Origin of the sequence: Flavobacterium zhairuonense, assembly GCF_004352915.1 — a bacterium.
GTDB lineage: Bacteria > Bacteroidota > Bacteroidia > Flavobacteriales > Flavobacteriaceae > Flavobacterium > Flavobacterium zhairuonense.
Map to the genome: position 1 here is coordinate 457,606 of NZ_SJSY01000076.1, position 18,256 is coordinate 475,861.

The 18,256-nt window shown below is 34.6% G+C and carries 20 protein-coding genes; 13 read left to right on the forward strand and 7 right to left on the reverse strand.

Features of this window, described 5'->3' with window-relative positions:
• Positions 1-65: 65 nt before the first annotated feature.
• Together EYY60_RS20970 and EYY60_RS20975 are read left to right on the forward strand one after the other, a co-directional pair.
• Positions 66-482, forward strand: coding sequence for an OsmC family protein (locus EYY60_RS20970; RefSeq protein WP_132991226.1), 417 nt, complete (start codon positions 66-68; stop codon positions 480-482).
• Between the two features lie 177 nt (positions 483-659).
• The gene (locus EYY60_RS20975; RefSeq protein WP_132991227.1) at positions 660-1,430 is read left to right on the forward strand and encodes an alpha/beta hydrolase; all 771 of its coding nucleotides are present in this window, start codon (positions 660-662) and stop codon (positions 1,428-1,430) included.
• A 381-nt stretch (positions 1,431-1,811) separates the two neighbouring features.
• Here EYY60_RS20975 and EYY60_RS20980 read toward each other — a convergent pair whose 3' ends face one another.
• The 3 genes from EYY60_RS20980 to EYY60_RS20990 all read right to left on the reverse strand — a co-directional run bounded on the left by EYY60_RS20980 (position 1,812) and on the right by EYY60_RS20990 (position 4,027).
• Entirely contained in the window at positions 1,812-2,780 is a 969-nt protein-coding gene (locus EYY60_RS20980; RefSeq protein ID WP_132991228.1) for a hydrogen peroxide-inducible genes activator, read from the reverse strand.
• Between the two features lie 270 nt (positions 2,781-3,050).
• Entirely contained in the window at positions 3,051-3,533 is a 483-nt protein-coding gene (locus tag EYY60_RS20985) for a MarR family winged helix-turn-helix transcriptional regulator (RefSeq protein ID WP_132991229.1), read from the reverse strand.
• Positions 3,534-3,535: 2 nt separating this feature from the next.
• Positions 3,536-4,027 carry a GNAT family N-acetyltransferase gene (locus tag EYY60_RS20990; protein WP_132991230.1) on the reverse strand — a complete coding sequence of 164 codons (492 nt, stop codon included), beginning with the start codon at positions 4,025-4,027 and terminating at the stop codon, positions 3,536-3,538.
• Positions 4,028-4,398: 371 nt separating this feature from the next.
• Between EYY60_RS20990 and EYY60_RS20995 the strand changes: the two genes are divergently transcribed.
• Positions 4,399-4,746: a winged helix-turn-helix transcriptional regulator gene (locus EYY60_RS20995; RefSeq protein WP_132991231.1), complete on the forward strand. Its 348-nt coding sequence runs from the start codon at positions 4,399-4,401 to the stop codon at positions 4,744-4,746.
• A gap of 4 nt (positions 4,747-4,750) precedes the next feature.
• Here EYY60_RS20995 and EYY60_RS21000 read toward each other — a convergent pair whose 3' ends face one another.
• A complete protein-coding gene (locus EYY60_RS21000) occupies positions 4,751-5,344 on the reverse strand; it encodes a Crp/Fnr family transcriptional regulator (protein ID WP_132991232.1) in 594 nt (197 codons plus the stop codon).
• Positions 5,345-5,548: 204 nt separating this feature from the next.
• Here EYY60_RS21000 and EYY60_RS21005 point away from each other — a divergent pair, with 204 nt between their 5' ends.
• From EYY60_RS21005 to EYY60_RS21045, 9 genes are all read left to right on the forward strand, one after another.
• On the forward strand, positions 5,549-5,974 hold the full coding sequence (locus EYY60_RS21005; RefSeq protein WP_132991233.1) for a GlcG/HbpS family heme-binding protein: 426 nt from the start codon (positions 5,549-5,551) through the stop codon (positions 5,972-5,974).
• Positions 5,975-6,056: 82 nt separating this feature from the next.
• A complete protein-coding gene (gene mgrA, locus EYY60_RS21010) occupies positions 6,057-7,052 on the forward strand; it encodes an L-glyceraldehyde 3-phosphate reductase (RefSeq protein ID WP_132991234.1) in 996 nt (331 codons plus the stop codon).
• Between the two features lie 24 nt (positions 7,053-7,076).
• The gene (locus EYY60_RS21015) at positions 7,077-8,540 is read left to right on the forward strand and encodes a glycoside hydrolase family 30 protein (protein ID WP_132991235.1); all 1,464 of its coding nucleotides are present in this window, start codon (positions 7,077-7,079) and stop codon (positions 8,538-8,540) included.
• Between the two features lie 214 nt (positions 8,541-8,754).
• Complete coding sequence (locus EYY60_RS21020) at positions 8,755-9,390, forward strand: carbohydrate-binding protein (RefSeq protein WP_132991236.1); 636 nt, start codon at positions 8,755-8,757, stop codon at positions 9,388-9,390.
• A 168-nt stretch (positions 9,391-9,558) separates the two neighbouring features.
• On the forward strand, positions 9,559-10,149 hold the full coding sequence (locus tag EYY60_RS21025; RefSeq protein ID WP_132991237.1) for a TetR/AcrR family transcriptional regulator: 591 nt from the start codon (positions 9,559-9,561) through the stop codon (positions 10,147-10,149).
• A 185-nt stretch (positions 10,150-10,334) separates the two neighbouring features.
• On the forward strand, positions 10,335-10,778 hold the full coding sequence (locus tag EYY60_RS21030) for a PaaI family thioesterase (RefSeq protein ID WP_162847916.1): 444 nt from the start codon (positions 10,335-10,337) through the stop codon (positions 10,776-10,778).
• Between the two features lie 55 nt (positions 10,779-10,833).
• Complete coding sequence (locus EYY60_RS21035; protein WP_132991238.1) at positions 10,834-12,384, forward strand: DHA2 family efflux MFS transporter permease subunit; 1,551 nt, start codon at positions 10,834-10,836, stop codon at positions 12,382-12,384.
• 68 nt (positions 12,385-12,452) lie between these two features.
• The gene (locus EYY60_RS21040) at positions 12,453-13,040 is read left to right on the forward strand and encodes a TetR/AcrR family transcriptional regulator (RefSeq protein ID WP_132991239.1); all 588 of its coding nucleotides are present in this window, start codon (positions 12,453-12,455) and stop codon (positions 13,038-13,040) included.
• Positions 13,041-13,165: 125 nt separating this feature from the next.
• The gene (locus EYY60_RS21045) at positions 13,166-13,978 is read left to right on the forward strand and encodes an SDR family NAD(P)-dependent oxidoreductase (protein WP_132991240.1); all 813 of its coding nucleotides are present in this window, start codon (positions 13,166-13,168) and stop codon (positions 13,976-13,978) included.
• 100 nt (positions 13,979-14,078) lie between these two features.
• Here EYY60_RS21045 and EYY60_RS21050 read toward each other — a convergent pair whose 3' ends face one another.
• The 3 genes from EYY60_RS21050 to EYY60_RS21060 all read right to left on the reverse strand — a co-directional run bounded on the left by EYY60_RS21050 (position 14,079) and on the right by EYY60_RS21060 (position 16,752).
• Positions 14,079-14,723, reverse strand: coding sequence for a GNAT family protein (locus tag EYY60_RS21050; protein WP_132991241.1), 645 nt, complete (start codon positions 14,721-14,723; stop codon positions 14,079-14,081).
• Between the two features lie 414 nt (positions 14,724-15,137).
• The gene (locus EYY60_RS21055; RefSeq protein ID WP_132991242.1) at positions 15,138-15,524 is read right to left on the reverse strand and encodes a DoxX family protein; all 387 of its coding nucleotides are present in this window, start codon (positions 15,522-15,524) and stop codon (positions 15,138-15,140) included.
• A 214-nt stretch (positions 15,525-15,738) separates the two neighbouring features.
• Positions 15,739-16,752, reverse strand: a complete 1,014-nt coding sequence (locus EYY60_RS21060; RefSeq protein ID WP_132991243.1) for a zinc-binding alcohol dehydrogenase family protein — start codon at positions 16,750-16,752, stop codon at positions 15,739-15,741.
• Positions 16,753-17,619: 867 nt separating this feature from the next.
• Here EYY60_RS21060 and EYY60_RS21070 point away from each other — a divergent pair.
• Complete coding sequence (locus tag EYY60_RS21070) at positions 17,620-18,192, forward strand: GNAT family N-acetyltransferase (protein WP_132991245.1); 573 nt, start codon at positions 17,620-17,622, stop codon at positions 18,190-18,192.
• Positions 18,193-18,256: the final 64 nt, after the last annotated feature.

The window sequence follows — 18,256 nt, forward strand, 5'->3', positions numbered from 1 at the left end:
TTTGTCCCATCAAAATCAAAGAAATGATTTGATCATCTTAAAAAATAACTTAAAAATCAGAAATCATGAAATTTACAAGAAGAGCAAACGCAAACTGGAAAGGTACAGGAATGGAAGGAAAAGGAACCATTAGTACACAAAGCACAACTTTAGACAATGCACAATTATCTTTTAAAACTCGTTTCGAACAAGGTGTTGGAACTAATCCTGAAGAATTAATCGCAGCGGCACATTCTGGCTGTTTTACCATGCAATTGAGCTTTCTATTATCTGAAGCTGGTTTTGTACCAGAAGATTTAGATACTGTAGCTAAAGTAACTTTTGAAGACGGAACGATCACTTTAATTGCTTTAGAGCTTACTGGAAAAGTTCCTGGAATCTCTGAAGAAGATTTTCAAAAAACGGCTCAAAAAGCGAAAGAAATTTGTCCTATTTCTAAACTTTTGAATACTGAAATCACATTATCAATTACTTTATTATAAATAAATTAAATTCCAATACAAAAATTCCAAATTCCAACTCTTTGCGGAATTACTTGTGTGATTTCTCCTTTCAGTCGAAATGACAAAATTACGAGAATTGGGATTTGGATTTTAAGAATTGGAACTTGTAATCAAATAATCTAAAATCTAAAATCAACAATCTAAAATTTTATAAAAATGAAAACAATATTTAAAAGCTTTTTAGCATTCGCAGTAATAATCTTTAGTTTAGTAGTTACAACAGCAAACGTAAACGCTCAAACTGCTCCTAAAATTAAAAATGTAGTATTGGTTCACGGCGCTTTCGCGGATGGATCAGGATGGAAAGGTTTGTATCAAATTTTGACTAAAAAAGGATACAATGTAACAATCGTTCAGAATCCGCTAAGCTCTTTGGAAGATGATGTGAGAGCAACTAATTTAGCTTTAGACAAACAAGACGGACCCACAATTTTGGTTGGACATTCTTGGGGTGGAACGGTAATTACAGAAGCTGGAAATCACCCAAAAGTTGCGGCTTTGGTTTACGTAGCAGCTTTACAGCCTGATAATGGCGAAACTTCTGTACAATGGCTTCAAACTGCGCCTCCAGCTCCTGAAAATGGTGTTTTGGCTCCAGACGATAAAGGAATTGCTTATTATGACAAAGCGAAATTCCACGCTGGTTTTGCAGGAGATTTAAGCAAAGAAGACGCTGATTTTATGTTTGCTTCTCAAGGTGCTTTTTTTGCTAAAGGTTTTGTAACACCAATCACAAAAGCGGCTTGGAGAACTAAACCTTCATACGGAATTGTTGCAACTGAAGACAAAAGCATCAATCCTGATATTGAACGTGCCATGTACAAACGTTCTAACACAAAAATTACTGAAATTAAAGGAAGCCACGTGGTTTTTATTTCGCAGCCAGAGAAAGTTGCAAATGTGATTATTGAAGCATCTAAAAAATAATTATTAATTGTTAATTGTTAATTATTAATTCAATATAAGCTTGTCATTTCGATGTTTAGAAACAAAGCGTGTTCTTAATTCGTTGCGTAAGATGGATTGAAATCCATCCCTACAATATAAATCGTTCCTTCGGAACTTATTAAAGAGCCAACGGCTCGAACTATATTGCAGGGATGGATTTCAATCCGTCCTGCATAAGAAGCTCTACAAAGATTGGCGACATTCTTTGTGGAGTTTTTAGTGTGATTTCTCTCCCGAAGCCTCGGGATCGAAATGACAATATTGTGTTTAATCTTTACACATAGAGCTATGTGCATTTAAAAAAGTGAAACGCCTTTCTGCGCAAAGTATAGCTATGTTTCTATGTGTTTAAAATCGGCATTACATAAACTTGCTAACCTCCTTTATAAAATAAGGCGAATCGTTCCAACGGATTTTTTTATAACTGAAATCTTTTTTGAGCGATTCAGGAAGACAATTCCAAATGGCTTCGTTCATTTTTTCGAGCAATAATTTTTTCGAAAACGAATCTGAAACTACTAAACTGATTTCCCTTACTGGAACAGGTTCTTTAAAAGGTTTGAAAAGTCCGCCAGATTCATTTACTGTTGAAAGCTTCGGAATAATCGCAAATCCTAAATGCGCGCGAACCAGATTTTTTAAGGTTTCTATGGAATTGATATCATACGTAAATTGTTCTTTTATTTTATCCGATGATTTTAATCCGCAAATGTCTAAAAGCTGCGCGTTGTAGCAATATTCATGATGCAGCAACAATAATTCGGTTTTATCGCCGAGTTGCATTTCATAAAACTCATTATTCGCCATCGGATGGGTTTGATTCAGATAAGCTACAAAAGGTTCTTTAAAAATAACGTGTTCAATTAAATTTGGATTTCCCGTTGGCGTTGCCATAATCGCAACATCAATCGCGCCGGTTTCTAACTCTTTCATCAACACTCCGGTATAAGCTTCTTTGATAATGAAATGCACGTTTGGCGCTGCTTCTTTCATGGCCTGAATAAAAAGCGGAATCAAATAAGGCGATAAAGTCGAAATTATTCCGAGTTTTAATTCGCCTTCCAATAGATTTTTCTCATTCACCACAAAATTCCTGATTTCATCAACTTCGCGAAGAATCTTTTTGGCTTTGTTGATGATTTCAACTCCTAAAACAGTTGGCGTAAGTGGCACTTTATTTCGGTCAAAAATCTTGATTCCAATTTCTTCTTCCAGATTTTTTAGCTGAATCGTAAGTCCGGGTTGTGTTACCATGCAAACCTCGGCGGCTCTTGCAAAATGACGTTCTTCGTCTAAAGCGACAATATATTTTAATTGCTGAATAGTCATCTTTATAATTTTATTTTATAAAGATACGCAAATATCAATTTCATTTATAAAACAAAATTTGGCAGATGTTAAAGTTTTGCAAAAACATCAAAATTCTAAAACCAAAACATACACTTTATCGTACATAATAGAAACGATTTTTAGGAATGTGGTAAATGAGAATGGAGTAGTTTTTGGAGCATATCGAACTTTATCACATCTCCTGAATATCAATTTATTCTACGCCAATTATAAAAAAGAAAGCGATCCTAACAAGATCGCTTTTATTATTTATTCCTCTTCACTCTTCAATTGCAAAGCCCTCTGCAAAAAACTCTGATGCAAGATTTTATTCTCAGCTTCTTCAATTGCTCTCAGCAGATTATTTTGATTGTTGGTGATTTCGGTTAAAGCATTTTTCATGACTTCCCAAACAGGTTTCATTTGTTCGATCAGCTCCTGCCCTTTTGCAGTTAGTTGAATCAGCCTTTTTCGTTCGTCGATTTTGTCTTTTTTGGAGCGAATCAGTTTTTGTTTTTCCAGTTCTTTCAACAAACTTATCGTTGACGGATGCGTGTATCCAATTTCATTGGCAATTTCAACGACACTTAATGTTTCTTTATAATGAAGCGTGTAAATAACTGGAAACCATTTTGGTTCAAAATCAATTCCGTATGATTTATAAACCAGTGCGCCGTCTTTTCGCAATTGCTCGCTCAAACGCTGCAATCGCGTCGAAATGGCTAAAATTCCTGATTCGTCTATTATATTCATTTCTATTTCTTTAAGTTTAAATGACAAAAAACATTATCGGGTTTCATTAACGGAAATTTTTCTGGAAGTGCCTCTTTTTCAATTCGCACAAAATCATTTTTTTCATAAAAACGCAATGCGGCTTCTAAAATGGCAACTGTTCCCAAATATAAATCATCAATTCCAGTTTCTTTACAATATTCGATTAAAGTCTCTAACAATTTCTGAGCAATCGAAAACTCTTTTCCTCGAAATTCTTTCTTTACAAACATCTTTCGAATTGCTCCAGCTTTTTCATCAAATTTAACCAAAGCTATCGTTCCAACTAATTCATCATTAATAAAAGCGCCCCAAAAGCCTCCACCTCCAGCATAATAAAAATTCTGGATATTGAATAAATCGGGCTGATCTTCTTTTGTAATCGGAACATTGAATTCGTTTATCTGAATGTTTAATATTAAGTCGGCAATTGCATTTTCGAACTTGTTTTCTACTGGAATTATTACAGGTTTCATTTGTTTTAAAATTTTATTAGACAAAACTACGTAGTTAAATACATAAATAAAAATATTTCTTCATTTTTATGATTTCTTTTATACTTTTGTTGATGCTTCTAAGGCACAAAGACACAAAATTTTGTTTGTTTCCCGCAGATTTTTTTATTTGCACTTTTTCGTACAGTTTGTCATCCCGAGGAACGAGGGATCTCCACGAGTAGCTCTACAAAGATTGGGAATTTTGCTTGAGGAGTTTCTTGCGAAGATCCCTCGTTCCTCGGGATGACAAAAATGAGAGGAAAATTGCAGAGAAAACAAAAAAACGTATAGAAATTCTCGGTACTTAAAAACTAAAATTATCTTATATAACTTATATGGTTTAAAAAATTATGGCAAGAAATCAAAAAGAAGAATTTCAGGCGCTTCAAGATACTTTGTATGTTTTGGGTGGAAAATGGAAACTTCCCATCATCAATTCCATTTGCAATGGAAACAACCGTTTCAAAGACATCAAAGAAAGTATCCCTGGAATTACAGCCCGAATGTTGTCTAAGGAATTAAAAGATATGGAACTTAATAATTTGGTCAAAAGAACTGAAGATCCAGATGCCCTAATTCCGATTCTATATGAATCTACCCCGTATTGCAAATCTTTTGGCCCGATAATTTCTGAAATGATCGAATGGGGAATTTCACATCGAAATCATATTAAGAATAGAGAAGCTTCAAAAAACTAAGTCACTATTCCTGCGCCTTTCCGCTTTTTAGATGTTTGGTACGCAATCGGCTTAAAAATTCAGGCGTAATTCCGAGATACGAAGCGATATATTGTTGCGAAACGCGCTGTGAAATAGACGGATAGCGCGTTATAAACTCAACATATTGTTCCATTGCTGTCGAGGAAACCGTTTTAAAAAGTCGTTTTTGCAGTTTTGATAAGTGCCTCTGAATCATCAAACGAAACATTCTTTCTAAATGTGGCACTTCGTTGATTAAGTTTTCTTTCGATTGTCGGGTTAAAACCAAAAGTTCACAATCTTCCAAAGTTTCGATATACATATCGCTCGGCACTTGATCTTCAAAACTTGTAATATCACTCACCCACCAATCTTCAACGGCAAACTGGAGTGTTAATTCTTGTCCGTTTCGGTCAATAAAATATTCGCGGATGCATCCTTTATTGATATAGGCTTCAAAATTACAGATTTCACCAGCTTTAAGCAGAATGGTTTTCTTCGGAATCATTCTGAATTCAAGACTTTTTTCAAAGATTTTTACTTCTTCTTTAGAAAGACGCGCAGATCTGGAAAGGTAATCATGAATTTTCTGAAACATTTTATCTCTTTTAGCAATTGGGCAATAACTTCATTTACAAACAAAAAGTAAATATAAGAGGTTTTATTTATTATTATTTCTTGATCTAGTTTAAGAAATGAAATAATTTAATTTTGAAACTTTGTTTCCGCTTTAAGCTGTAGGCTTTAGGCTTTGCGCTAAAAAAAATTAACCATTAACAATTCATAATTTACAATTATTAAAATGGATTCTCAAATTGCTTTGGCTTTCGCCGAAATTGAAAAACTAATACCACAATATCTTCAAATAAAAGAAGATCAGCAGATTTCAAACGGAAATGTTGCGGTTTGCATCATTGATGAAGAAGGAAATGTTTACGGCAAAATGTACGGAAATGACAAACCACGCCAAAGACAATCCTATAAAATTGCTTGGACAAAAGCAAGTCAGGTTTGGCTTACTGGAGTAAAAACAGGAGAATATGAAAAAATGGTTTTCAACGGAATTTTCGACGAAAACGCAAATGGAATAGAAGCTCCCGATCTAATTGGTTGGCAAGGTGGACAACCGATAACATTAAGCAACGGAACAAAACTATCTGTTGGTTTCAGTGGCTTCAGAGGCACAACCGATTTAGAAATTGCTGAGAAAGCTTTTAAAAAGCTTTAAGCTATAGGCTTTAGGCAATAAGCTTTAAAATAATTCATAATTCATAATTCATAATTCATAATTCATAATTAACAATTAAATAATGACTTATATACCAAATTTAAACCGTTATCAAAAAATGCAATATCGTCGTTGTGGCAACAGCGGATTACTTTTGCCAGCTCTTTCTTTGGGATTATGGCACAACTTTGGCGGAATTGACAATATTGAAAATGCACGCGAAATTCTGCATACAGCTTTTAACAATGGCATTACACACTTTGATCTTGCCAATAATTACGGTCCGCCTCCTGGTTCAGCAGAAATTACTTTTGGCGAAATATTCAAGCAGGATTTTAAAGAATATCGAGACGAACTTTTGATTTCGACTAAAGCCGGATGGCCAATGTGGGACGGTCCTTACGGCGATTTTGGATCAAAAAAACATTTGATTGCCAGTTTAGATCAAAGCTTAAAACGAATGGGACTTGATTATGTTGATATATTTTATCATCATAGACCCGATCCAAATACCCCAATGGAAGAAACTATGGCTGCGCTTGATTTAATTGTTCGTCAAGGAAAAGCTTTATACGTTGGAGTTTCGAGTTATAGTCCGGCGGAAACTGAAAAAGCTTATGCTATACTAAAAAACTTAGGAACACCTTGTGTCATTCATCAGCCTAAATATTCTATGTTTGAACGTTCTGTTGAAGATGGGCTTTTGGACGTTTTGGAAATTAATGGAATTGGTGGAATCGCTTTTTCTCCTCTTGCACAAGGGCTTCTGACTAATAAATATTTAAACGGAATTCCAGAAAATTCAAGAGCAAACGCCAATCGTGGAAACGGTGCAATGGAAAAAGATGCTATTACCGAAGAAAATATTGCCAAAGTTCACCGACTAAATAAAATGGCCGAAGAACGCGGTCAGAGCTTGGCGCAAATGGCATTGGCGTGGGTTTTGAAAGACAAACGAATTTCATCTGTAATCATTGGCGCAAGCAAGTCAGAACAAGTAATGGATTCTTTAGGCTGTCTTCAAAATACTTCTTTTTCAGAATATGAATTGCAGACTATCGATCAGATTTTAAGCTAATATCTCAACCAAAAAACCTCAATTATGATTATTAATACAAACAAAACATGCCTGACCATCATGTTATCCGGATTACTATCTGTCGGTTTGCTGGCACAACAAAAAACCAGCAAAACAACAGATTATAAAAGCGTTACCGTCTATGTTACCGCTAAAAATACGGACAAAAAACTAACCAAAACCGAAACGCTTTCTTTTACATCCAAACCTCAGACAACAGAAAAAGAAATTGCTGTTTTTGTTGATCCTGCCAAAACTTATCAAACGCTTTTAGGAATTGGAGGTGCTTTGACAGATGCTTCTGCAGAAGTTTTTTATCAGCTTCCAAAAGAAAAACAGCAGGAAATCCTGACGGCTTATTATGATAAAGAAAAAGGTATTGGATATACTTTAGCACGAACAAACATGCAAAGCTGTGATTTTTCGAGCGATATTTACAGTTATATTAAAGAAGGCGATAAAGACTTGAAAACCTTTGATATCAGCCATGACAGAAAATACAGAATTCCGTTTATTAAAGAAGTAATTGCAAAAGCGGGAGGCAAAATCACTTTGTATGCTTCGCCTTGGAGTCCGCCGGCGTGGATGAAAACCAATAATAATGTTTTGCAGGGCGGTACTTTAAAACCTGAATATCATCAAAGTTGGGCTAACTTTTTTGTAAAATTTGTAAACGAATACGAAAAAGAAGGCATCCCGATTTGGGGTTACACGGTTCAAAACGAACCAATGGCAGTGCAACGTTGGGAATCGTGTATTTTCACTGCCGAAGAAGAGCGTGATTTTATTAAAAACTTTCTTGGCCCAACCATGCAAAAAGCTGGACTTTCAAAAAAGAAATTGATTATGTGGGATCATAATCGTGATTTGATGTATCAGCGCGTGAGTACGGTTTTGGAAGATAAAGATGCGGCCAAATATGTTTGGGGCGTTGGGTATCACTGGTACGAAGACTGGATGAAAAACGGAATGAATTTCGAGGCTGAACGCCGGGTTGCTGAGGCTTTTCCTGACAAACCCTTGATTTTAACGGAAGGCTGTGCCGCCGATTTTGATCAAAAATTATTAACCGATTGGAGTTTTGGAGAAAAATACGGAATGTCGATGATTAATGATTTCAATATTGGAACCGTTGCTTGGACCGACTGGAATGTTTTATTGGATGAAAATGGCGGACCAAATCACGTTCAAAATTTCTGCATGGCTCCTATTCATGCCGACTTGAAAACCGGAAATTTAATTTACACCAATGGCTATTATTATTTAGGACATTTTTCTAAATTTATCCGTCCGGGTGCAAAACGTATTGCTTGTTCTTCAAGTAGTAATAAGCTTTTATCTACCGCTTTTGTAAATGAAAACAACAAACTGGAAGTTGTGGTAATGAATTCAGGCGAAACGGATGTTGACTATTTTCTTTGGATAAAAGGAAAAGCGGCAAAAGTAACGAGTGTGGCGCATTCAATTGCAACTTTAGAAGTTCAATAATAAACAACCCGTTGGGTATAATTCATATTTTTCTATTAAACACATAGAAACATAGAATCTATTTTTAGCGAAGAGCTTAAAAAGAAACTAGTTTCTAACACATAGCAAACTATGTTTTTTTTTAAACAAGTGAAGCGCCTTTTTTTAGCATTCTAAATCTATGTTTCTATGTGTTTAAATAAATTGCACCCAACGAGTTAATAAATATAATTCTATGAAGACATTTATACTATTAAATATCATTTTACTGAATTGTTTTGCTTCTAATGCACAAACTTCAAAAGCATTGAAACCACAACAGATTCCGGGTAAAATTGAATGCGAATTGTACGATCAAGGTGGCGAAGGAATTGCTTATCACGACACTGATGAAATTAACAACGGAAGCGGAAAATTGAATCCGGTAAACGGAAATCCGCTGAATGAATTCCGAATAAAAGAAGGCGTCGATATTTCATATTCCAAAGACGGTGATATTGATAATAATCCGTATAATAAAGTTCCCAGAAGTATTGGTGACCTTTATATAGGCTGGACAATGCCAGGAGAATGGATAAATTATACGGTTGAAGTAACCAAATCTGGAACTTATAAAATAGGCGCTCTTTATACCGCAAACGGAGATGGCGAAATCAGTATCGAAGTTGACGGAAAAGATGCTACGGGAAAAATGAAAATTGCCTCAACACATGATGACAAAGACCCAATCGACTGGAGACAATGGCATCATTGGAACAGTTCAGATTCCATTGGAACAATTAAATTGAAGAAAGGCAAACAAACACTCCGACTTCATATTGTTTCAAATGGCAACATGAATTTTGATTATCTGACTTTTACTGCCCAATAATTTATAATGCCCCCAAAAGCTCCCAGTACTAACCAAATGGGAGCTTTTATTTTTTCTGAAAATTATCTTTTAATCCTCAATTTCAACCTTCTTTATAAAATAACTCAGAAAAAATATTAAAAATAATACCGATTGGTATATATTTGCAGTATCAAAATGATTCTTATCATGAGTAAAGCAGAAAAAACCAAGCAATTTATTATCGAAAAGACGGCTCCTATCTTTAATATGAAAGGCTATAGCGGTACTTCAATAAGTGATATCACAGATATAACCGGACTCACAAAAGGAAGTATTTACGGCAATTTTGAGAGCAAAGACGAAGTAGCAATTGCAGTTTTCAAATACAATGTCAAAAAACTGCACGATGCTTTTTCAAGAGAAATTGACAAACAAACTACTTTCAAAGGCAAATTATTAGTGTATCCAAAGCTTTATTCTGAATATTCTGATTTACAAGTAACAAAAGGCGGTTGTCCAATTTTAAACACCGCAACGGAATCAGATGATACACATCCTGTTTTGAAGAAATATGCCGAGAGAACGCTTAACTATTGGAAAGAAAAAATAATGTATTTCATCGATCAGGGAATTTTGGCAGGAGAATTTAAAGCACAATCTATTGATACCGAAAAAACTGCACTGACTATAATCGCTTTGATTGAAGGCGCCATAATGATCAGCAAACTGACTAACAGTTTAGATAATTTGTCAACTATTATGACTTCAGTTTACAGAGTAATTGATGATTTAGAATAAAGCAATTTCAAAAGTTGCTTTTTTTAGCAAATAAAATATACCAATCAGTATTATTTAATTATGAATTATGAATTATAAATTATGCGCTTGTCAGGCTGAGCAAAGCCGAAGCCAACCTGAAACAACAAACAACAAACAACAAACAACAAACAATAAACAATAAACAATAAACAACAAACAACAAAATGAAAACAAGATTACAAGTACTTCAAGATCATTTAGACAGAGAATTTACAGCTTCGCCCTCACCTTTCATGCTTTGGATGCAACCAATTGTTTTGGTTGCCGAGCCTGGTACTGTCACTTTTAAATATGTTGTAAGAGAAGAAATGTCAAATCCGATTAAATCTTTGCATGGAGGCGTTACTGCTGCAATTGCAGACGATTGTATTGGTGCAACTTTATTTTCTTTAGATGAAGAACATTTTTACACGACCATCAACCTCAACATTGATTATTTTGCTCCGGCGCATGTTGGCGATACGATTTTAGCAAAAACTGCCATCATTAAAAAAGGAAAACAATTTGTAAATGCACAATGCGAAATCTGGAACGAAGCTGAAACCCGACTAATTGCTAGAGCTTATTCTAATCTATTCAAAACCAATGTAGTCAAAAAAGTGCTTTAATTTTTCAAAGCCTTTTTTTTAACCAAAAATATACCAATTGGTATAAAACATAACTATGACACCATTACAACGAAAACTTCTGATTTTAACCGTAATCCTAGCTGCGATTATGGAACTTATTGATATTTCAATTGTCAACGTGGCACTTTCGCACATGAGTGGAAATCTTGGAGCAACTCTAGAAGATACTTCATGGGTCATAACCGCTTATGCCATTGCCAATGTAATTATAATCCCGATTACGAGTTTTTTGAGCGCCAATCTCGGACGTCGAAATTATTATATTGGTTCGGTAATACTATTTACTTTCTGTTCTTTTATGTGCGGGCATTCCTCAAATATCTGGATGCTCGTCTTTTTCAGATTCTTTCAGGGAATTGGCGGAGGCGCATTATTGTCCATATCGCAGGTTGTTGTATTTGAACTTTTTCCAAAAGATAAACAATCCACTGCGGGCGCTTTGTTTGGAGCAGGAATTTTCATCGGACCTACAATCGGACCAACGCTAGGCGGTTATATTACTGAAAATTATGATTGGCCTTGGATTTTCCTGATCAATATTCCAATCGGAATTCTAGTTACAATTTCATGCATTTTCTTGTTGAAAGAACCGCCCGTAAAACCAGAAATCGCGAAAGTCGACTGGATCGGAATTGCTTTATTGGCAATTGGAGTCGGTGCGCTTCAAACTGTTTTAGAAAGAGGCGAAGTCGAAGATTGGTTCGAAACTCGTTACATTGTGGTTCTTGCTGTTATAGCTTCAATTGCCCTGCTGACTTTCATTTATTGGGAATTAACGATTGATAAACCTGTAGTTAATCTTCGGGTTCTTAAAAGCAAATCTTTGAGCATTGCCGCAATTCTGACTTTCGTAACCGGATTCGGAATGTTTATTTCTATTTACATTAGTCCAGTTGTGGCGCAACGACTTTTGAGTTTTTCACCTTATCAAACTGGTTTGCTTTTATTGCCAGGCGCTTTATTTGCTTTAGTCGCCTTAAAACTATGCGGGACATTACTTCAAAAAGGTGTTTCTCCGGTTCTTATTATTGCTGCGGGATTTTTACTGTTTATTTATTTCAATTGGAGAATGTCGGAAATCACTTTAGAAACCAGTGCTTTTGAAGTATCAACTGCTCTGATTTTCCGTGCCCTAGGAATGGCTTTATTGACTGTTCCATTAACGATGTTGGCTGTTTCTTCCCTCGATGATAAAGATGTTGGGCAAGGCGCTGCGCTGAATAATATGATGCGTCAATTAGGAGGATCTTTTGGCGTTTCTATTATCAATACCTATATCGCGCATCGTTTTGCTGAACATAGAAACGTTTTGGTTTCGAATGTAAGTTTAGATAATCTAAAAGCAATGAATCGTCTTAACGGCTATATTGCTTACTTTCAGCATCATGGTTTTGCTTATAACGAAGCAAGATCAAAAGCACTTAAATTAATGGAAAACATCATAATGAGACAATCTTCTTTATTGAGTTATAGAGATGCATTTCTTTTTGTCGGCTTATTTTTTGTCATCACGCTACCCCTGTTATTACTGGTAATGAACAAATCTAAAAAGGCAAAAACAAATATAATTTTGTCCGATCATTAAAAAAAACATCAAAAAATTTGTTTTTATGACCAATCGGTCATATATTTGTACCGTAAAATTTAGCTATCATGGCAAAGGGAGAAGAAACCAGACAATTTATCATAGAAAAAGCCGCGCCAATCTTTAACACAAAAGGGATTGCAGCAACATCTATGAGCGATATTATGGAGGCAACCAAATTGTCAAAAGGAAGCATGTACGTTCATTTTGAAAACAAAGAAGTTCTTGCCTGTGCCGCTGTTGATCACAATATGAAAAAATTAGGCGATAAACTGGTTTCTGAAATCAGCAAAAGCAAAACAGCAAAAGAGGAATTATTTACTTATATCGATTTTTTTAGTAATGCCGTAAATCCGCCTTTAACTGGAGGTTGCCCATTATTAAACTTTGGAACCGAAGCTGACGACACCAACCCTATTGTAAAAGAGAAAATCAATAAAGGTTGTAATGCCAATCAGCAATTATTAGCCAGCAGCGTCAACAAAGGAATTGCCAACGGAGAATTCAAACCAAACTGGAATGCCGAAGAATTTGCTGTCATCATGTTCGCCATGATGGAAGGTGGCCATTTAATTTCAAGAATGTCAGGCAACAACGACAAAATGAAAATTATCGCTAAAACCCTCAAAAATATAATAGAGGAAAACAGCCTCTAATTTTTTTTATCAAAAAAATGACCGATTGGTCATTTTGCAAAAATTCAATAACAATAACAATAACAAAAATCAATTTCAATAAAAACAAATATCAATTTACATTTCACAATTAACAACTAGAAAACATGTCAAAAACAATTTTAATTTCAGGAGCGTCAAAAGGATTCGGAAAAGCCTGGACAGAAGCATTTTTAGCAAAAGGATACAAGGTAGCTGCAACAGCCAGAAATATTGATACCCTAGCCGATTTAAAAGCACAATACGGAGACGCCATTTTGCCTCTTAAACTAGATGTAAACAACCGCTCAGAGTCGTTTGCGGTAGTAGAAAAAGTGCATCAACATTTTGGGACTATAGACATCCTGATCAACAATGCCGGTTATGCTTTAAATGGAGCTGTGGAAGAAGCTACGGAAAGCGAAGCAAGAGCACAATTTGAAACTAATTTCTTTGGTACACTTTGGTTAACACAAGCGGTATTGCCAATTATGAGAAAACAACAAAGCGGCCATATTATACAGGTTTCTTCTATTTTAGGAATCGCTACTTTGCCAATAATTGGTTTGTATAATGCTTCTAAATTTGCTGTTGAAGGTCTTACTGAAACATTGGCTTCAGAAGTAAAACAATTCGGAATCAACGTTACTTTGGTTGAACCAAACGGTTATGTAACAGATATCTGGGGCAACGGAATCATCAGCGAAAGCATCCCTGCTTATGACGGAATCAAAAAAGCCATTGCAGATGGACATGATCCTGATACTTTCGGAAAAACAAGCGCTACAGTTCCGGCAATCATTAAATTAGTAGAAGCTGAAAATCCTCCTTTACGCTTATTTTTAGGAAAAGTAGCTTTACCATTTGCTAAACAAACCTACGAACAAAAACTAAAAACCTGGGAAGAATGGGCAGATGTTTCTGTCGCAGCTCACGGTTAATTTGATTTCTGATTTTAATTGAAAAAGCGAGACCAATTCTATATAGAAAGTCTCGCTTTTTTTTGTTCAATTGCATCAACCTTATTTCAAATCCATTTGCTCAAGAATTGATTTCTTTTCCTTCAAGACCTGAAACATTATCTCTATTTTTTTCGGGATCAAATAACATTGCAGTACACAAACAATTTTTTCTTTCTTTGCTTAATAAAATCGGACAATTGATACAGCTTTTGCAGTTTTCCCAAAAATGCTCGTCTTTTGTTAGTTCAGTATACGTCACCGGTTCAAAACCAAGTTCATGATTCATTTTCATAACTGCGAGGCCTGTAGTCAAGCTAAATATCATTGCATTGGGGTACTTTGTACGACTGAGTTCAAAAATCTTTTTTTTGATTTTTTTTGCCAACCCTGTATTTCTGAACTCAGGAGCGACAATTAATCCAGAATTTGAAACATAACGGCCGTTTTCCCATGAAGATATAAAAGCAAAACCTGCCCATTTTCCAGCTTTTGTAAATGCAATGACAGCTTCACCTTTTTTTATTTTTTCCGAAAGCAATTCAGGTGGTCGGCCAGAGATTCCAGTACCGCGAGCTTTTGCTGATAAAAGTGTTTCTTTGCAGATTTCATCTAAATAAAGAATATGTTCGGCTTTTGATTCTTCAATAAAAAAATCATTAGTTTCACCAACTTTTCCTGTTGAAGAAAAAACAGACGCGTTTATCCTCTGTTGCGTGGCTTCCATAATAAACTAAACTATCTTAGTAATTAGCAAAACAGTAATAAAAAGAACTACGGTAAACACCATCAAGTTGACTAATCGATCTTTATTTCGTCTAGATTTATTTGAAAAATATGCTTTTGTGATTTCTTTACTTCTATTTTTATTCGTTTTCATCATTTTATTTTTTAGAATTAAAAAGCGGTTTTTATAAAAACAATCCTGCTATTAACTCATAAAAAACAAAAGGCGTGCCACAGCAACTAAAAATATCGTAAACATTTAACTGTAAACCACATACACAAAAACATCCAAAATAATTCTTTAGAAATTTATCAAAATGATACTATAGCATTTTCAAAATGGAAGGGATTAAACATAAAAAAAGCTCTAAATTTTTGATTTAGAGCTTTTCTGTTGGTATATTTTAAAAAGGAATTAATCCCAATGATTTGTTTTTGAAACTGCAAATTTTCCTGCACCCGTAAAAAACAAAGCGACAGATCCCAAAAGATAAAGCATTAATAATTCATTTGCGTAACCTCCATGATCACTAATTGAAAACATATCTTGTGAATGAGCCACTGCCAATGCTACAATGCAATTTATAGCAAAAACAACTGATGCAATTCTGGTTCTCCATCCTAATAAAATCAGCAAAGGAGCCAAAACCTCACCAATATAAACGGCATAGGCAAATGTTCCCATATTTTCTACCAGAAAAGAAATGCCGTGAAGCAATTTTGCTACTCCATGAAAAAGCATTAAACCTCCAACGTTGATTCGCAATACTAATAATCCAAGATCCGTGTTTTTTGAAATCATAATAATTTTCTTTTGGTTTTAAAGTTTCGTTACAATTAAATTTTACAAGAAAACTAAAATACAACATTTTGTTATATCACAAACATTAATTATTAAAAGTAGTTTCTGCATAAAAACTAATTTCTAAATAAACTTGCGTGAAAAAAATTTTTTCAAATGATTATCAGAAAAGCCAAAATCTCCGATTCAGTACAAACTACCTCGCCTTTTTTATTTAAAACTTAATCGCAATTTTCCCAATCGTTCTACCCGATTCCAAAAGTTGATGCGCTTTCTTTAAATTTTCGACTGTAAGTCCGTTTAAGATTTGGTTTAAAGTCGTTTTTAAAATTCCTTGATCAAGCAAATCGGCAACTTTGTTTAAAATATGATGTTGTTCAATCATGTCTTCTGTCTGAAACATCGAGCGTGTGTACATTAATTCCCAAGAAAAAGAAACGCTTTTGCTTTTCAAACTATTTAATGCAATAGGGTTGCTGCTTCCTGTAATTGAAGCAATATGACCTTGAGGTTTAATCAGTTCAGTCATAATGTCCCAATAAGCATTAGTATCTACAAAATCCAAAATAAAGTCAACATGTTCAAAACCAGCTTCTCGAACTGTCGAAATCAGGTTTTTATGATCCACAACATAATCAGCACCTTGCTTTTTGCACCAATCTATTGTTTCAGGACGCGACGCTGTTGCAATAACCGTTAATCCGGCTATTTTCTTGGCCAATTGAATGGCAATTGAACCAACTCCACCAGCTCCGCCAATAATTAAAATTGATTTTCCTTTGTCTTTTTCGGCACTAATTCTGATTCTGTCAAACAAAATTTCCCAAGCAGTCAATGTAGTCAATGGAATTACAGCCGCTTCTTCAATACTTAATGATTTTGGTTTTCTGCCTACAATTCTTTCATCTATAAGCTGAAATTCGGCGTTACTTCCTTGTTTTGTAATATCTCCAGCGTAATAAACTGGATCTCCAACCTCAAATAAAGTTACTTTTTCTCCAACAGCCTGCACAATTCCAACGGCATCCCAGCCAATGATTTTTGGCGTTTCAAGAACCGTATCTTTTGCACTGTTTTGGCGAATTTTAAAATCGACCGGATTCACTGAAATCGCATCAATTTTTACTAATAAATCATGTGCGCCTGGCACTGGTTTTACTGTTTCAAATTCTATAAAACTTTCCTTTTCTTCTATGGGTAGTGATGTTTTAAATCCTATTGCTTTCATTTTTTAAATTTTTATATTAAAATATACTAACAAAGATAGTGGTGCTTTAAATTATTGAAGTTGTATATTTTTATCCAATATCGGTAGAAATTTAGCAATTGTTAATTGGTCTCTCGCAACTTACAGATCCAAATCCTCTTTAAACACAAACAACTGAATTCCAGACACTTTGATTCAAACTGTTTTTTAAATTAAAAATATTTCGAACTTTTTCAAATAATTCAAAATCCAAGTTTCAACTTTTATCGTAGTTAAGAGTAAAAAAGCTAGGAATGCAGTAAACTCAAATGACAATATTTTTTTGGTCATTTTGAAATTTGCCACATTTCTGACTATCGGTTGTTTTATTAAATTTTAAGAAGTTACAATTTGGACAAATTAGAGATTGAAAGATTAAAAAAATCTTTGCATTATTTAAAGAGTAAACAAAGGGAATTGAAAAGGCATGATGAGAATGAAATCCGAAGTTTTGAATCGATTATTAAATATCAAAAAAACTTTATGGTGGAACAATATAAATTGTTGCATTACGAACCATTAATCAAACAAGAAATCAAAAACACCGAAATTTTCATCGGCAACGTACAGAAAATTATAGACCGATACTCCTAACCTCTTTACTAGAATTTAATTCGGTTTATTGTTTATCAGCGCTTCTAGTTTTTTTTTCGATTCTTTATAGACAAAGAAAAATAATACAGTTTGTCATCTCTCCTCCGTCGAGATGACAAGATTGCGGATTTTTTTTGCGGTTAAGTGCGTCATTTCGATCCCGAGGCTTCGGAATCGAAATGACAAGATTGTGGAAAACTATGTTTCTATGTGTTTAAATAAAAGCCTTAAATTTGTTTAATCAAACTTCTCAGAATGAATATCCGAAAAGCCCAAATATCAGATTCAGCACAAATTGCTCCAATATTATTGCTGGCAATGGAAGATATCATTTATAAGTTTCTTAAAAAAGAAGATTACGCTTCCGCGAAAGATTTCCTGCTGCATTTCATTGGGAAAGAAAACAACCAATACTCCTATCAAAATTGTTTTGTGGCCGAAGCTGATAATGAAATAATTGGTGCCGTGAATATTTATAATGGCGCAGATTTAGAAATTTTGCGAAATCCAATTATAGAATACGTAAGAAGCAATTTCAATCCCGACTTTGATCCTGAATGCGAAACAAAGGCTGGCGAATTTTATATTGATTCATTAGGCGTAAATCCAAAATATCAAGGAAAAGGAATTGGTTCAAAAATCCTTCGATTTCTGATTGAAGAATACGTCACTCAAAAACATCACACTTTAGGATTATTAGTTGAAGAAGATAATCCGAATGCCAAAAAATTGTATTTAAACCTCGGATTTCAATCGGTTGGAGAAAAAACTTTGGTCGGAAAAAAGCTCGAACACCTTCAAATTAGCCCGAAAACATTGGTCTTTTAATTTTTTTTACTTTTTTTTTCAAAATTTTGTCCAATTCTGAAAGTTCAGTTGTCATTAGGGTATA

Excerpts from the sequence above, each read along its gene's own strand:
- EYY60_RS20970 (WP_132991226.1), top strand. The coding sequence starts at position 66 with ATGAAATTTACAAGAAGAGCAAACGCAAACTGGAAAGGTACAGGAATG.
- EYY60_RS20975 (WP_132991227.1), top strand. The coding sequence starts at position 660 with ATGAAAACAATATTTAAAAGCTTTTTAGCATTCGCAGTAATAATCTTT.
- EYY60_RS20980 (WP_132991228.1), bottom strand. The coding sequence starts at position 2,780 with ATGACTATTCAGCAATTAAAATATATTGTCGCTTTAGACGAAGAACGT.
- EYY60_RS20985 (WP_132991229.1), bottom strand. The coding sequence starts at position 3,533 with ATGAATATAATAGACGAATCAGGAATTTTAGCCATTTCGACGCGATTG.
- EYY60_RS20990 (WP_132991230.1), bottom strand. The coding sequence starts at position 4,027 with ATGAAACCTGTAATAATTCCAGTAGAAAACAAGTTCGAAAATGCAATT.
- EYY60_RS20995 (WP_132991231.1), top strand. The coding sequence starts at position 4,399 with ATGGCAAGAAATCAAAAAGAAGAATTTCAGGCGCTTCAAGATACTTTG.
- EYY60_RS21000 (WP_132991232.1), bottom strand. The coding sequence starts at position 5,344 with ATGTTTCAGAAAATTCATGATTACCTTTCCAGATCTGCGCGTCTTTCT.
- EYY60_RS21005 (WP_132991233.1), top strand. The coding sequence starts at position 5,549 with ATGGATTCTCAAATTGCTTTGGCTTTCGCCGAAATTGAAAAACTAATA.
- mgrA (WP_132991234.1), top strand. The coding sequence starts at position 6,057 with ATGACTTATATACCAAATTTAAACCGTTATCAAAAAATGCAATATCGT.
- EYY60_RS21015 (WP_132991235.1), top strand. The coding sequence starts at position 7,077 with ATGATTATTAATACAAACAAAACATGCCTGACCATCATGTTATCCGGA.
- EYY60_RS21020 (WP_132991236.1), top strand. The coding sequence starts at position 8,755 with ATGAAGACATTTATACTATTAAATATCATTTTACTGAATTGTTTTGCT.
- EYY60_RS21025 (WP_132991237.1), top strand. The coding sequence starts at position 9,559 with ATGAGTAAAGCAGAAAAAACCAAGCAATTTATTATCGAAAAGACGGCT.
- EYY60_RS21030 (WP_162847916.1), top strand. The coding sequence starts at position 10,335 with ATGAAAACAAGATTACAAGTACTTCAAGATCATTTAGACAGAGAATTT.
- EYY60_RS21035 (WP_132991238.1), top strand. The coding sequence starts at position 10,834 with ATGACACCATTACAACGAAAACTTCTGATTTTAACCGTAATCCTAGCT.
- EYY60_RS21040 (WP_132991239.1), top strand. The coding sequence starts at position 12,453 with ATGGCAAAGGGAGAAGAAACCAGACAATTTATCATAGAAAAAGCCGCG.
- EYY60_RS21045 (WP_132991240.1), top strand. The coding sequence starts at position 13,166 with ATGTCAAAAACAATTTTAATTTCAGGAGCGTCAAAAGGATTCGGAAAA.
- EYY60_RS21050 (WP_132991241.1), bottom strand. The coding sequence starts at position 14,723 with ATGGAAGCCACGCAACAGAGGATAAACGCGTCTGTTTTTTCTTCAACA.
- EYY60_RS21055 (WP_132991242.1), bottom strand. The coding sequence starts at position 15,524 with ATGATTTCAAAAAACACGGATCTTGGATTATTAGTATTGCGAATCAAC.
- EYY60_RS21060 (WP_132991243.1), bottom strand. The coding sequence starts at position 16,752 with ATGAAAGCAATAGGATTTAAAACATCACTACCCATAGAAGAAAAGGAA.
- EYY60_RS21070 (WP_132991245.1), top strand. The coding sequence starts at position 17,620 with ATGAATATCCGAAAAGCCCAAATATCAGATTCAGCACAAATTGCTCCA.